General features: G+C 63.1%; 14 protein-coding genes. 9 read left to right on the forward strand and 5 right to left on the reverse strand.

The features are described from left to right. Positions 1-127: 127 nt before the first annotated feature. Positions 128-913 (forward strand): SDR family NAD(P)-dependent oxidoreductase, encoded by a 786-nt coding sequence (locus FCU66_RS12445; RefSeq protein ID WP_136617303.1) that lies wholly within the window; start codon positions 128-130, stop codon positions 911-913. A 180-nt stretch (positions 914-1093) separates the two neighbouring features. Here FCU66_RS12445 and FCU66_RS12450 read toward each other — a convergent pair whose 3' ends face one another. From FCU66_RS12450 to FCU66_RS12460, 3 genes are all read right to left on the reverse strand, one after another. Further along, positions 1094-1594 carry an aminoacyl-tRNA deacylase gene (locus FCU66_RS12450; protein ID WP_136617302.1) on the reverse strand — a complete coding sequence of 167 codons (501 nt, stop codon included), beginning with the start codon at positions 1592-1594 and terminating at the stop codon, positions 1094-1096. Continuing rightward, on the reverse strand, positions 1591-3018 hold the full coding sequence (locus tag FCU66_RS12455; protein WP_136617301.1) for a tryptophanase: 1428 nt from the start codon (positions 3016-3018) through the stop codon (positions 1591-1593). Before FCU66_RS12455 ends, FCU66_RS12450 begins: the two co-directional genes overlap by 4 nt. Before the next feature lie 95 nt (positions 3019-3113). After that, complete coding sequence (locus tag FCU66_RS12460) at positions 3114-3941, reverse strand: AraC family transcriptional regulator (RefSeq protein ID WP_168991820.1); 828 nt, start codon at positions 3939-3941, stop codon at positions 3114-3116. Positions 3942-4255: 314 nt separating this feature from the next. Between FCU66_RS12460 and FCU66_RS12465 the strand changes: the two genes are divergently transcribed. The 5 genes from FCU66_RS12465 to FCU66_RS12485 all read left to right on the forward strand — a co-directional run bounded on the left by FCU66_RS12465 (position 4256) and on the right by FCU66_RS12485 (position 9557). Continuing rightward, positions 4256-5608, forward strand: coding sequence for an extracellular solute-binding protein (locus tag FCU66_RS12465; protein WP_136617299.1), 1353 nt, complete (start codon positions 4256-4258; stop codon positions 5606-5608). A 98-nt stretch (positions 5609-5706) separates the two neighbouring features. Beyond that, positions 5707-6645, forward strand: a complete 939-nt coding sequence (locus tag FCU66_RS12470; RefSeq protein WP_136617298.1) for a sugar phosphate isomerase/epimerase family protein — start codon at positions 5707-5709, stop codon at positions 6643-6645. Beyond that, on the forward strand, positions 6645-7577 hold the full coding sequence (locus FCU66_RS12475) for a carbohydrate ABC transporter permease (RefSeq protein ID WP_246093872.1): 933 nt from the start codon (positions 6645-6647) through the stop codon (positions 7575-7577). The genes FCU66_RS12470 and FCU66_RS12475 overlap by 1 nt, the downstream gene beginning before the upstream one ends. Next, complete coding sequence (locus FCU66_RS12480) at positions 7577-8485, forward strand: carbohydrate ABC transporter permease (RefSeq protein ID WP_136617296.1); 909 nt, start codon at positions 7577-7579, stop codon at positions 8483-8485. Before FCU66_RS12475 ends, FCU66_RS12480 begins: the two co-directional genes overlap by 1 nt. 1 nt (position 8486) lies before the next feature. After that, positions 8487-9557: a Gfo/Idh/MocA family protein gene (locus FCU66_RS12485; protein WP_136617295.1), complete on the forward strand. Its 1071-nt coding sequence runs from the start codon at positions 8487-8489 to the stop codon at positions 9555-9557. A 13-nt stretch (positions 9558-9570) separates the two neighbouring features. Here the strand turns inward: FCU66_RS12485 and FCU66_RS12490 are convergent, their stop codons facing one another. Together FCU66_RS12490 and FCU66_RS12495 are read right to left on the reverse strand one after the other, a co-directional pair. Then, the gene (locus FCU66_RS12490) at positions 9571-10377 is read right to left on the reverse strand and encodes an SDR family NAD(P)-dependent oxidoreductase (protein WP_136617294.1); all 807 of its coding nucleotides are present in this window, start codon (positions 10375-10377) and stop codon (positions 9571-9573) included. Continuing rightward, positions 10374-11228, reverse strand: a complete 855-nt coding sequence (locus FCU66_RS12495) for an NAD-dependent epimerase/dehydratase family protein (protein WP_136617293.1) — start codon at positions 11226-11228, stop codon at positions 10374-10376. Before FCU66_RS12495 ends, FCU66_RS12490 begins: the two co-directional genes overlap by 4 nt. A 232-nt stretch (positions 11229-11460) precedes the next feature. Between FCU66_RS12495 and FCU66_RS12500 the strand changes: the two genes are divergently transcribed. The 3 genes from FCU66_RS12500 to FCU66_RS12510 are packed head-to-tail and all read left to right on the forward strand — an operon-like array spanning position 11461 to position 13946. Beyond that, entirely contained in the window at positions 11461-12105 is a 645-nt protein-coding gene (locus tag FCU66_RS12500) for a cysteine hydrolase family protein (protein ID WP_136617292.1), read from the forward strand. A gap of 48 nt (positions 12106-12153) precedes the next feature. Continuing rightward, complete coding sequence (locus FCU66_RS12505; protein ID WP_136617291.1) at positions 12154-12708, forward strand: MarR family winged helix-turn-helix transcriptional regulator; 555 nt, start codon at positions 12154-12156, stop codon at positions 12706-12708. A 44-nt stretch (positions 12709-12752) separates the two neighbouring features. Further along, entirely contained in the window at positions 12753-13946 is a 1194-nt protein-coding gene (locus tag FCU66_RS12510; RefSeq protein ID WP_136617290.1) for an amidohydrolase family protein, read from the forward strand. Positions 13947-14022: the final 76 nt, after the last annotated feature.

Below are 14022 nucleotides of genomic sequence, written 5' to 3' on the forward strand. Positions count from 1 at the left end.
GTTTGACCACAATGAGTGTCAAACCAAAGCGCGTCGCGTTCGAACGGATTCAGGCGACGCGCTGTAGGTCTTTGTTTTATGCATATCGTTCTCCCAAACCGGGATAGCGAAAGAAGGAGTTCCCGCGATGAAGGATTTCGACGGCAAAGTGGCTTTGGTGACGGGGACGACCGGGATCGGCTTGGCCACCGCCAGACGCCTTGCCGCAGGAGGCGCTGCGATCATCGCCTGCGGCATCGACCGCGCAGCCAACGCGGCGCTGGAAGCGGAACTGGAGAACTCCGGAGCCGGGGCGCTGGTCATAAGCGCCGACGTCTCCGTACCGGAGCAGGTTCGCGACGCGGTCGCGGCTGGCGTCGAGCGGTTCGGCGGCCTCGATGTCATCGTCAATTCGGCGGCGGTGCATCCGTACGGAACCGCCGTCAGCACAGATTTCGAGACCTGGAACAAGGCGATGTCGGTCAATGTCGGGTCGATCTATCTGACCGCGCATTTCGGTATCCCGGAAATGGTCCGTCGGGGCGGCGGCGCCATCGTCAACGTCGCTTCGGTGCAGGGCTTTGCCTGCCAGCAGAACGTCGCCGCCTATGCCACGACCAAGGGCGCCATCCACACGCTGACGCGCGCCCTGGCCCTCGACCATGCCCGCTCCGGCATCCGGGTCAATTCCGTCAGCCCGGGCTCGATCCGCACTCCGATTCTCGAGAAGGCCGCGCGCGGCGAGAACGGGACAGATGCCGATGTCGAGGCCGCCTACAAGCGCTTCGGCGAAGCGCATCCCATCGGACGCATCGGCGAGCCGGAGGAGGTGGCCGAACTCATCGCTTTCCTGTGTTCGTCGAAGGCCGGCTTCTGCACCGGCGCGGACTACAGGATCGATGGCGGCCTGACCGCCGGCATCGGCGTGAAGTAGATCATGAAGATTGGGCTTGGCCTTCAATCACATCGTTGCCCTGGACAGATCAATACCCGAGCAAATTAAGCAGCGCACGGGCCACGCCGAACAGGCCAAGTCCAATCAGGGCGATACCGGCAATTCTGGTCCTCACCTGCCGACTGGAGAGCTTGACGCCTGGCCGCCGCATCGCCTCTCTCAACCTGCGGCAGGGCTGGACTGGTCTGCAACACCCGCTGCCTTCGACAGATCTGCCAGCGCTGCCTGAGCGACCCGCAACAGCTCGGCAAGAGCAATCACAAGGGTCGCGGTGTTGCGGCCCGTACCGCAGACGACCTCTTCCAATTCAAGGACGCCACGATCGATAAACACACGGGCGCCGTTGATCGGCAGCGGAACGACGCCGCCGATCTCCATGTCGAGCCTGTTCCGGACGTACTCTTCCTCGGCCATGCGAAGGTCCGCCCTTCGCTCTCCAAGTGCGCCCGCGATCTTCTTGTAGTCGGCGCGCTCCGCTGCCCGCAGCGCGACAATCGCAAGGCTGTCGTCCGCGCAACGAAACACCAGGCTCTTGACCATATTGCGAGGGTCGTGCGGCAGGATTTCCTTTGCATCCTCGAACGAGATCAACGGCCTGTGCGTCACCACGGAGAACGCCGCACCCCGCTCTTCGAGGTATCGCTTGACCAGCGGGCTCATGCGTCGACCAGTTCCTTGCTGGATGTTGCCGGGGCCTTTCCCGCCCACCGGAACCGCGCCGTGAAATGCCGCAGGACCGGTGGTTCATACTCGAAGTCGAGTCCGCTGATGCTCTCAGCGCGCGCAGCAACGGCGATCAGCGCATCGGCGATATAGTCCATGTGATCGTTGGTGTAGACGCGGCGCGGGATCGTCAGGCGCAGCAACTCAAGAGCCGACACTTCCTGCTCGCCGGTTTTCGGGTCGCGCCCCAGCATCAGCGAGCCGATCTCCACCGCGCGCACACCGGCCTCAAGGTAGAGCTCACAAGCGAGCGCGTGGGCTGGAAACTGCTCGGGCCGAACATGCGGCAGGACAGCGGCGGCATCCACGAACACGGCATGTCCACCTGTCGGATACTGGATCGGAACGCCGGCGTTTCGGAGCCTTTCGCCGAGATAGGCCACTTGCCCGATGCGGTAGGCGAGGTAGTCGGTTTCGACCGCCTCTTCGAGCCCGATCGCGACCGCTTCCATGTCACGCCCCGCCAACCCGCCATAGGTGATGAAGCCCTCCATTGGGACGCATCTGGTCTGGACGGCGCGAAACAGATCCTCGTCCTGGCGGAAAGCACAAAAACCGCCAATGTTCACCAGCCCATCCTTCTTCGCGGACAGGGTCAGCATGTCGCCATAGCACATCATCTCGCGCACGATGTCGCGAATCGAGCGCTCGGCGTAGCCGACTTCCCGCTGTTTGATGAACCAGGCATTTTCGGCAAAACGTGTCGCGTCGATGATCATCGGGATGCCCATTTCCCTTGCATATCCGGAAACGGTTCGCAGGTTGGCCATCGACATGGGCTGACCGCCAGCGCTGTTGCAGGTGATGGTCGCGATGATGCCGGCAACGTTTTGGCGGCCATGAATTTCTATCGCGTGCAGCAGTTCCGCCAGATCGAAGTTTCCCTTCCAGTCGTCGTGCCTGGCTGTGTCGATGGCGGATTTGGTCAGGACGTTGATCGCTTTTGCGCCGGCGAGTTCGACATGCGCCTTCGTCGTGTCGAAATGGTAGTTCGACAGGAAGACCGGCGTGGCCGAGCCACGCCGCTTGACCATTTCCGGGAACAGGATTTGCTCCGCGCCGCGCCCTTGATGGGTCGGGATCGTATAGGGATATCCGAAAAGCCGGTCGATGGTTTCAGCCAGCCGATAGTAGTTGCGGCTACCCGCATAGGCTTCATCGCCGAGCATCAGGCCAGCCCATTGGCGATCGCTCATCGCGCCGGTGCCGCTGTCGGTCAGGAGATCTATGTAAACATCCTCGCTGCGCAGCAGGAACGGGTTCAACCCGGCGGCCTGCAGAGCAGCTTCGCGATGCGGCCGTTCGGTCATCCGAATGGGCTCGACCATCTTGATCCTGAACGGTTCGGGCAAACGTTTCATTGCGGCAAGCTCCTTCGTTGCGGCGCGTTTCGGCGCCGGCTGGTTGGGTTATGGAATGCTGTGGAAACGAGGGGGACGAACCCCGTCAAAGCCCGCTACATGGCGAAAGCAGCCTGATAGGCGCCCGGGGTAACGCCAATGCGCGCCTTGAAAGTGCGAATGAGATGGGCCTGATCGGCAAAGCCGGACGCAGCCGCGACATCAACCGGATCATGGCCGCGTCGCAACATCGCCTTTGCAGCGTCCACACGCCGGTTGATCAGATAGTCATGCGGCGTGAAGCCGGTGTCCCGGTGGAAGGCTTCAATCAGTCGCTGCCGCGGCAGCCTGGCTTCCCTGACCAATTCGGCAAGGGTCAGTTTTTCATCGAACCGTTCGCTCATGACCGCTGCCGCCCGCGCAACTGGCCCCCTTTCGGCGCCGGTCGGCTTCAGCGCGATCCGTGCGTGCCTGGACAGGCAGTGGCGGTAGCTGCGCAGCATCAGCTCTTCGGCTTCCAGCGGACATTGATTGTCTTCCCAGGCGCGATGGGCCTCGAAAAAGAGGGCGCAGCCCCGCACGTCTTTGACCACCGGCTCCGGAAACGAGGGCGTCCCGAGAACTCCGCTGTCCGCCATTTCCGATGCGATTTCGACGATGAGATCGGCCTCGGGGTAACTCACCCGGTAACTGTAGCCGTCCATCATCGGGACGCCGTCATGAACATCATGCGGATTGTAGAGGGTCAGATCGCCGGCCCCGGCGAAACGTTGGGCGCCGCGAATGAAGACGCCGGCCTTGCCGCTCAGCAGCGCCCCGATCACATAGGTGTCGTGCGCATGCGGGGCGTAGTGATGCTGGCTGAACGACGCCGTCAGGCACTCGACGCCGGTGGTCGGCGCCGTGAAATACCTTGTGTGCTCTTTTGCGTTTCGAGCGTTCACTGCTTCGCTCCATGAACCAAATACTCTGGTCAAATTAGCATAGGCGGGCGCAGCCGGATTGAAGAAAAGTATTTGCACGTCAGTTCAAACTGATGCGCCCCGCCATCTTCCCAAGGCACCCAGGCGCAATACCGGATGACCGGTTTCAGCAAGCCTCGATACATTTTTTGACCCCGCGAGGGGCCGACGCGGTCGACGAAATAATAGGCATTCTTGCCGATTGACAAAAACATCAACAGGCGACCAAGATCATATGACCATCAACGATCTTGGTCCCGAGGTTGCCCCTCGGCATTGGCGTAAAGGAGAGCCAGATGCCCCTTCAGCAGAGAGTGACCCATCGTCCGAAACAACGTCCCGCCGCCCCCATCCTTGCCACAGCACTGCTAAGCCTCGCCCTGATCACATTGCCCGGCATCGGCCACGCCGACGGGATCACGCTCAAGATTTTCGGCGGCTCGGCGCTCGACGAACTCGCGCCGCGTCAACCGCCGGACGAGCAGAAGAAAATCCAGCAGCAGGTCATCGACGGCTTCCTCAAGGCCAACCCCGACGTCGCCGCGGTCGAGTGGGATGCTCAGGGGCCGCAGACCGATTCCATTCAGCGCGTGATGACCGCCAAGCTGGCAAACCAGGAAATGAATCTGATCGCCTGCCCGGCCTTCTATACCAATGGCGCCTATGTCAGGCGCAAACTGGTCATGCCGATCACCGACAAGATCAAGCCGTTCCAGGACAGGATCGACGCCGCGGCGCTTGGCGCCTTCACGGTCAGCGGGCAGGTCTACGGCGTGCCGATCTCCACCCTGTCGACGTCGACGATCTTCTACAATGTCGATCTCTTTCAGAAGCTCGGCATCCCTGTCCCGCCGACCTATGACGACCTGAAGGCGGCCGTGCCGAAGTTCAAGGCCGCGAGCGTCATCCCTCTCCTGCATCAGGGCTCGAACACCGTCATGTGGCCGATGTGGTACTTCGAAACCTTCTCGCAGGCCTCGGGCGACCCGGTCGGCAAGACGCAGAAGAACCTTGAAGGCACGGCGAAATTCACCGATGCGCCCGATGTCGAAGGGTTCAAGCTGATCAAGCAATGGGTCGATGACGGCATCCTTTCCAAGGATTCGCTTTCCGTCGACCAGGACGGCATGCGTGCGGCCTTCGCCGCCGGCAAGAGCGCCATGTATTATGGCGGCACCTGGGAAATCCCGTCGCTCCAGTCGAGCGCCAAGGACTTCAAATGGGGCGTCTTTGCCTTTCCGAAAATGGACGGGACGCCGGGAGCGCCGGGCCATGGCGGCGGTGCCGACAACGGCATGTGCGTCGCCTCCTCGATCCCGCCCGAGAAGCTCGATGCCGCGGTCAAGTTCATCGAGTATCTGACAAGGCCCGAGGTCGCGACGCTCTATCTCGCGCCGGAACAGCCGATCGCGGCCTCGATCAAGGGCGTGCCGCAGGTCGACGATGCCTATGCCGTCGAACTGCGCAAGCAAGCCTTCCCCAACACGATCAAGTTCCTTGACTGGATCTGGCCATCGGAAGTCGCGAGCGCCACGGCTTCGGCAATCGCCGGCATCGTCGGTGGCACGACCACGCCCGAAGACGCCGCCGCATCGATCCAGACCACCTTCGACGACCTCAAGGCCCAGGGCAGCTGGCCGCCCAAATGAGCCCCTGCAAGTGAGCGCGCATCCAGCCGGACTGATGCGCCAGGTAGGAAAAACAGAGGCTGCCTGCTTCGGGCAGCCTCGCCCATCGGAGAGAACACATGACGACACATCGCGCCGAACGGCAGCGCTTCTCGATCGGCTATCATCTCAACAGCTGGGACCTGACCGGCCTTCCGCTCAGGCCAGCCATCAAGTTTCTCGCCGACCAAGGCTTTGGCTGGTTTGAAATCCTCGCCTTCACCAGCCTGTCGGACCAGTACGCCCGCAAATACATGCAGCTCGGCAATCAGGCGCCGATGGGAGTGACCACCGACACCGACATCTTGCGGCGCTACGCGCTGCTGTCGGAAGGCCAGAGCGAGTATGGCATCAAGCTCTCCTCCTTCTACGTCAATGCGATCTTCACCAACCCTGTCGCCTGGCCCTATGAGCGCGACGTGCTCGTCGCGCTGACCAGGCTGCTGAAAGGGTTCGGCTCACCGGTTCTGGTTCTCGGCGGCGGTCCCTCGGAGGCCGCTGCCGGTCCCCACACGGCCGACGACTACCGCGCCTTTTGCCGTGCACTCAAGGACATCGGCAGGCGGACAAAGGACCTCGGCATCGAGACGGTCTATCACCCGCATCTCGACACCTTCATCGAGCGCCGCGACCAACTCGATCGCATGATGGATGAACTGGACACCAACCTGGCCGGCCTGTGCATCGACCCGGCGCATCTTGCTCACACCAATTCCGATCCGGTCGACGCGGTGAAGACCTACATTTCGGCCGTGCGCTACATGCATTTCAAGGACACCAGGGTCGATCCGGCGCTGAAAGGCTATGACCGCTATGGCGCCTTTTGCGAACTCGGCGCCGGCGTCGTCGATCTTGCCGGCATCGTCGACGTCCTGCTCGACGCAAACTACGATGGCCTCGCCATCATCGAGCTGGATGCGTCCAAGAAGACAGCGGAGCAAAGCACGCTCGAGAGCATCGCCTATGTCAGGGACACGCTCGGGCTGGTGCTGACTCCGCAAGGCGCGAAGGCCGCATGATGACGCGATCGCAAGAGGCGGCTCCTGTTTCGAGCCGATCCGGCGCCTGGCGCTTCGATGCCGGGGACGGGGTTGTCGCCTTTTTGATGATCCTGCCCGCCGCGATCCTCTTCGGTCTTTTTTACCTCTGGCCGTTCGTCAACGGCTTCTGGCTCAGCCTGCACAATTGGGACGGATTTTCCGACCCGACCTGGGCAGGCATTTCCAACTACAAGCGCCTCGTGCACGATCGCATCTTCCTCGGCGCGCTGCGCAACAATTTGATTTTCGTCGTTACCGTGGTCATCCTGAAAAACGTGCTGGGCCTCGGGCTGGCGCTGCTTCTCAACCGGGCGTTGCTCGGCCGCACCTTCTTTCGCGCCGCCGCCTTTATCCCAGTGACGATGTCTTTCGTCGCCGTCGGCCTGCTCTGGTCCTGGATCTACAATCCGGTCTTCGGGCTGCTCAACAGCGGGCTCGATCTCGTCGGCCTCGGCGCGCTGAAACAGTCATGGCTTGGCGACGCCGACATCGCGCTCTACTCGATCATCGTCGTCGACGTCTGGAAATGGCTCGGCTTCCATGCCGTCATCTATCTGGCCGGGCTGCAGACGATCCCCTCGGAGCTCTATGAATCGGCGAAGATGGACGGTGCCGGTCCCCTGCAGCGTTTCCGGCACGTCACCGTTCCGATGATGATGCCGATCGTCTTCATCAACACCATCCTGGGCCTTTCCGGTGCCTTCGTGCGCAACTTCGACATCGTCTATGTCTTGACCAAGGGCGGTCCTAACCACGCCACCGAAGTGGTGCTCACCTACATGATGAGCAAGGCCTTCCAGGACGGCGCCATGAGCTACGCCGCGGCCATCGGTTATGTGCTATTCCTGATCGTCGGGCTGGCCAGTGTCGGCCTGCTGGCCCTGATGCGGCGGCAAAGGCTTGACGTCTGATGAGAGCCGCCGCCAACCCTCCAATTTCGCTGGACGACGGCGCCGCCGGCCATCGCCGTCGCGGGCTCATGCAGCGCCTCGGCATGCGCGGCATCCTCGAACTTGCCGGCATCTATGCCGCGCTCGTCCTCGTGCTCTTCGAGACACTTTACCCGCTGCTTTGGGTGCTGTTCGGCTCGCTCAAGACCAAGCAGGAAATGCTGAGCAATGTCTGGGGTCCGCCATCGAGCCTAGTGTTGCAGAACTATGCCGATGCCTGGCGTATCGCCGGCATGGGATCGCGCATCGTCAACAGCGTCTTCGTCACCGGTTCGGCATTGATCATCCTGGTCGCCGTCGCGACGCCTTGCGCCTATGCCGTCGCGCGTCTTCGTTTCCCCGGACGCGGTCTTGTGGTTGCAGTCGCGGTGGCGGCCATGCTGGTGCCGCCGCAGGTGATGGCCATTCCGCTGTTCCTGGTGGCGCGCGATCTCGGCCTGATCAACAACCGGCTCGGCATTGCCTTCATCTATGCCGCGACATCGCTGCCGCTTTCGGTCTTCATCCTGCGCAGCTTCTTCGTCACGCTGCCGGCCGATCTCGAAGACGCCGCGCGCGTCGATGGCGCAAGCCGGCTGGAGATCCTGATCCACATCATGCTGCCTTTGGTCCGGCCGGGTGTCGCGCTGATCCTCATTTTCGGCTTCATCGAGATCTGGAACGATTTCTTCCTGGCTTTCCTGCTGCTGCGCGACCCGTCGGTGCAGACCATCCCGCTTGGGCTGGTCAGCTTCTTCCAGCAGTACGACTCGCTGTGGAGCCTTTACTTCGCCGCGTTGACGATCACGACACTGCCGGTGATCGTCGTCTTTGTCGCCATGCAACGGCAGTTCATCGCCGGCCTGACCGCCGGCGCCGTGAAGGGTTGACATGCAGGATCGCGTCATTGGCGTTGGCGTCATCGGTTGCGGCGAGATCGCCCAGCTGATGCACTTGCCCTATCTCATGGAATTGCCGGCGTTTCGCATCGCCGCCTTGTGCGACATCTCGCCCGGCACGGTCGACAAAGTGGCGGAGCACTACGGTGTCGCCGCGCGGTATACGGACCACCGCGCGCTGCTCGCCGATCCGAATGTCGATGCGGTGGTGATCTGCACCTACGACCATGGCGAGATGGTCGCCGACGCGATCCGCGCCGGCAAGCATCTGATCGTCGAGAAGCCGCTTGCCTTCACACCCGAAGAGGCGCGCCCGCTGGTCGAGCAGGCCGAGCGGAGCGGGCTCGTCGCCCTTGTCGGCTACATGAAATTCTATGATCCCGGCTATGAGATCGGGCTGGGGCGCATTGCCGCGATCGGCCGGCCGAAGTCGATCCACGTCCATGATTTCGCCGGCCGCTTCGACCGCTATGGCCAGCTCTACACCCAGACCCGCATCACCGACGTGCCGGCCGACATGCTCGCGGCGGGACGCGATGCCGTCGCCCAGCGCGTCGAAGCGGCACTCGGTGCCGATCATGCCGGTTATCGCGACCTCTATCTCTTGCTGCTGGGCCTCAGCAGCCACGATCTTGCCGTCATGCGTGGCGCTTTCGGCACGCCGGACCGCGTCGTCCATGCGCAACAGACCGGTCCGAACCAGTTGCTGGCTGTGCTCGACTATGGCGGCGTTCCTTGCCTCTTCGACATGGCCCTTGCCCAGTATGAATGGTGGGACGAGTGGATCCATGTGCATGGCGAGCGCGACGAGGTGCGGATCGAATTCCAGAACCCCTACTACCGCAATGCCTCGGCGACCGTCCGGCTGCGCGAAGCGGCGGGCGAAACCGCGTCCGAACGTGTGATAGCCGGCGTTCCGGATACGTCGTTTCGCCGCGAATGGCTGCATTTCGCCGATTGCATCCATGCCGGCGCGAAGCCACGCACGCCGCTTTCGGGCGGGCTCGCCGATCTCGATCTTGCCGTCCGGATCATCCAGGCAATGCCGCCCAAGAGACTTTAGCGAAATTGAGACTTTAGCGAAATTTCGGAAACGCACCGCCATCAGGGGCGTTGGCCCAGCTCTGCAAGGTCTGGCCGCCGTCGATCAGCCAATCCACGCCGGTGACGTGCCTCGCCTCGTCGGAGGCCAGGAAGGCCACGGCAGCGGCGACATCGTCCGGCTGGCCGATGCGGCGCAACGGAATGCGGTCGGCGAAATGCTGGACGCTGCTCTTGAATTCGCCGTCGCCGGAAGCCGGCACGCCAAGCGTCGTCTCGATCACGCCGGGGCAGATGGCATTGACGCGTATGCCGTAGGGCGCGGCATCGAGTGCTGCGACCCGTGTCAGGCCGACCACGCCGTGTTTGGAAGCAACATAGCCGGCACCGCCCGAAAGGACGTCCCAACCGGCCATGGACGAGCCCATGTTGACAATCGAGCCACCGGTCCCGGCCCTGATCATCGCCCGAAGAGAGGCCTGCAGAACGAGGAAGATGCCACGCAGATTGATGCGGATGATCGTATCCCAGTCCTCGACCGGCAGGTCGTGAACGGGAGCGATGGCGCCGGAAATGCCGGCATTGTTGAACACCACGTCGAGGCCGCCGAACGTCGCGACGGTCGCCTCGACGGCGCGCCGCACATCCGCTTCGTCGGTGACGTCGGCCTCGATCGCCAGGACGTCCTCGCCGAGAGAGCGGGCCAGTTGCTGCGCCGCCGCGCCATTGCGGTCGACAATGGCGACCCGTGCGCCTTCGTCGCGGAAACGTCGCACCGCGGCGCCGCCGATCGCGCCGGCGCCGCCGGTGACGAGAACATTCTGTTTGTCGAACCGTTTCATTGTCCGGCCTCCGGCTTCGGATAGGAACGCCACGAATGGCTTGCCTCGAAGCCGATCGTTTCGCGCGCATGGACCGTGTCGAGTACGGTACCGAAGCCGGCGATCGGCCGCGACAGCGCGACATCAGGGTAGACCCGGCGCACGAGCGCTTTGGTTTCCTCTTCCATGAATGTGTCGGCGGCGCTCAGGAGGACGCGCAGATGGCCTTCGCCTTGCCATTCAAGCGCCCGCAGGAAGCCCTGCCCGGCGTCGCGCGCGTCGAGATAGGCCCACAGGTCGCGGGCACCGTCGGCAGTGGCGCGGCGCGGACCGACGCCGTCGAAAAAAGAACCCGGCGTCTGGATCCACGGCATGCGGATACTGACCGCCGAAAAGGCGCCGCGGCGCACCGCCGCGTCGACGATTTCCTCGCCCAGCCATTTCGACAGGCCGTACGGATCCTGCGCGCCGACCGGGTGGCTGAGGTCGACCGGCAGATAGGGCGGCCGCACCGGTTTCTCGAAAAAAGGATAGCCGAAAACGCTGAAGGACGAGGCATAGATAAAGCGCCTGGCGCCGGCCATGGCAGCTGCCTCGACCACATTGTAGGCGGTCGCGACATTGGTCTTGAACACCTCACCGCCAGCCCGGCCGGTCGGTCGCGGAATAGCCGCGACATGCACCACGGCGTCGCAATCGCGCACCAGCTGCAGCGTCGACCCCAGATCGGTCAAATCCGCGGTTGCATGCTGCCAGGTCGCCCCGTCCGGCGCCACGGCATCGAGACCCAGCACATCGTGGCCGGCCGCAACCAGAGCCTCGGCTACATGGCGGCCAAGCAGGCCACTGGCTCCGGTGACGATCGTCTTCATATCTCGACCTCGGATCCGCAATTCAGCGGCTTGAATATCATTGATGGTCATACAAATCGAGCACATGCTTGACGAGCGTTGTCAAGGCCATTTCGCGCTGGACAAATAGCGAATACCCTTGTCGGAGCCCGGCGCGCAAGGCCGATGAGCCTGCTTTGTGTCGAACGGGATTGACTTGGCATCCGCCAAGGTTTTTTGTATGAGCATCAACGATCGACCAAAGGAGCTCGCCATGCCCGTGGACAGTTTTTCCTCACATCGGCACGATGACGCGGTGCGCCTCGATCCACGCCGTGCCGCAATTGTCGTCATCGATATGGTCAATGAATTCTGCAAGCCCGGTGGGGCCATGGTCCTGCCTGGATACGAGACACTGGTCGCACCGCAGTTGGCGGTCATCGAGGCGGCGCGCGCCGCCGGCGTGCCGGTGATCTGGGTTCACGACAGCCATCGGCCCGGTATGCGACGCGAGCGCGAATGGCTGAAGCGCACGCCGCATTGCCTGGACGGAAGCTGGGGGCCGGAAATCATCGAGGACCTCGGCGCCCGCGATGATGAGATCCACGTGATCAAGCGGCGCTACTCGGCCTTCTTTCAAACCGACCTCGACCTGACGCTGAAAGACATGCAGGTCGACCAGTTGGTCATCTTCGGCGTGGTCACCAACATTTGTGTACGCTCGACCGTCCATGACGCCTTTTTCGAGGGTTATGAGGTGGTGGTGCCTAGCGATTGCTGCGCGGCGACGGGGCCGCGCGAGCAGGAAAGTTCGCTCTACGACATAGCGACGCATTTCGGCGTGGTCAGCGATTCCGCTGATGTCGTCGCCGCCCTTCGCGACGGAACGTCGCTTCAACCGGCGAGTGTTGCAGCTTGAACTCTTTCGGGCCGGCGGCATCCGAGACAGCGGCGATAGGAGTCCGGTGTGACGACTGAAAAGAAATCGCAACCCAAAAAAGGCGCTGCACCGAAAGAGCCAGGTGGCAAGGCGGCGCCGTTGAGCCGTGAGCAGGTGCTGCAGCAATACGCCGAGACCGGCTACGAACTGGACCGCCACCCGGCGCACGTCATCCGCCGGGCGCATCAGCGCGCGACGCTGCGCTTCCAGCAGGTCATGGCCGGCGAAGACCTTTCGCCGACCCAGTTCGCGGCACTCGCCACGATCCTCAAGCATGGCGAGGTCTCGCAGAACCATCTCGGCCGGCTGACGGCGATGGACCCGTCGACCATCAGCATCGTCATGCGCAAACTGCTCAAACACGGGCTGATCACGCGCAGCGCTTCCGACACTGACCAACGTTTGTCGATGATCGCGCTGACCGGCAAGGGAACCGACTACACGCTCAAGCGGCTCGAACGCAGCGTCGAAGTCGGACGGCGGTTCCTGTCGCCGCTCTCACCGGCCGAGCAGGCGACGCTGCTTCGCCTGCTCCAGCGTATCAACGACGACGATCCATCGAATGGCGACGGCGGCAAATAGGCCGAGTCCAGACCTTTTTTCCATAACAGCAGAAGTGAGAACCGATGTCGTCCGACCCCCAGTCGTCTGCCAACACGCTCGTCGTCCGCAACATCGGTCTCATGCTGAGCGGCGATCTCGCACAACCGATCATCGATGCCGACACCATCGTCGTGGCCGATGGGCGCATCACCGGCATTGGCAAGGCAGGCGACATTGACAGCGGCAGCGCGGCGACGATCATCGATGCGATGGGCTGCGCGGTTGCGCCGGGGCTTATCGACAACCACGCCCATCCGGTGGCCGGCGACTGGACGCCGCGGCAGAACCAGATCGGCTGGATGGATTCGACCGTGCATGGCGGCGTCACCACCATCATCTCGGCGGGCGAAGTCCACACGCCGGGCCGCCCGCGCGACCTGGTCGGACTGAAGGCGCTGGCGATCGCCGCCCAGCGCACCTTCTCCAATTTCCATCCGAACGGCATGAAGATCCTGGCCGGCGCACCGATCCTGGAGCCCGGCCTCACCGAGGAGGATTTCCGCTACCTCGCCGAAGCCGGCGTGACACTTGTCGGCGAGGTCGGACTTGGCGGCGTCAAGGACGGCCCGACCGGCCGGCAGATGATCGCCTGGGCGCGCAAATACGGCATGACCTCGATGACCCACACGGGCGGTCCGTCCCTGCCCGGCTCCGGCCGCATCGGCGCGGATGTCGTGCTGGAGGTCGACGCCGACATCGTCGCCCACGTCAATGGCGGGCCAACCGCCCTGCCCGAGGCGGAAATACGGCAGATCTGCGAGAAGGGTTCGAGGGCGCTGGAAATCGTCCACAACGGCAATTTGCGCACCGGACTGTTCGTGCTCGACCTGGCAAGGCAGCGCGGCGAACTTGCGCGCGTTATCCTCGGCACGGACAGCCCGGCCGGATCCGGCGTGCAGCCGCTCGGCATCCTGCGGATCCTCACCATGCTGGCTTCGCTTGGCGATATCGCGCCGGAAGTGGCGTTCTGTTTTGCCAGCGGCAACACGGCGCGTGTGCGCGGACTGGATGATCGCGGCATCATCGAGGTCGGGCGCGCCGCCGACCTGATCTTCATGGATCAGGCGATCGGCGGCGCCGGCGACGGGCTGCTCGACAGCGTGGCGCTCGGCAATCTCCCAGGCATTGGAATGGTCGTCATCGACGGCGTGGTGCGAACCGGCCGAAGCCGCAACACTCCGCCGGCGATGCGGGTGCCGGAAATCAGAGTTGCGTAGTGGCGACGACCTTCACGCGCACTTTGTTTTTACGCGGTTCCCAAGGGAAAGCGCCATGCGCTTTTCCCGGGAAAAC

Source organism: Mesorhizobium norvegicum, assembly GCF_004919685.1.
Taxonomy (GTDB): domain Bacteria; phylum Pseudomonadota; class Alphaproteobacteria; order Rhizobiales; family Rhizobiaceae; genus Mesorhizobium; species Mesorhizobium norvegicum.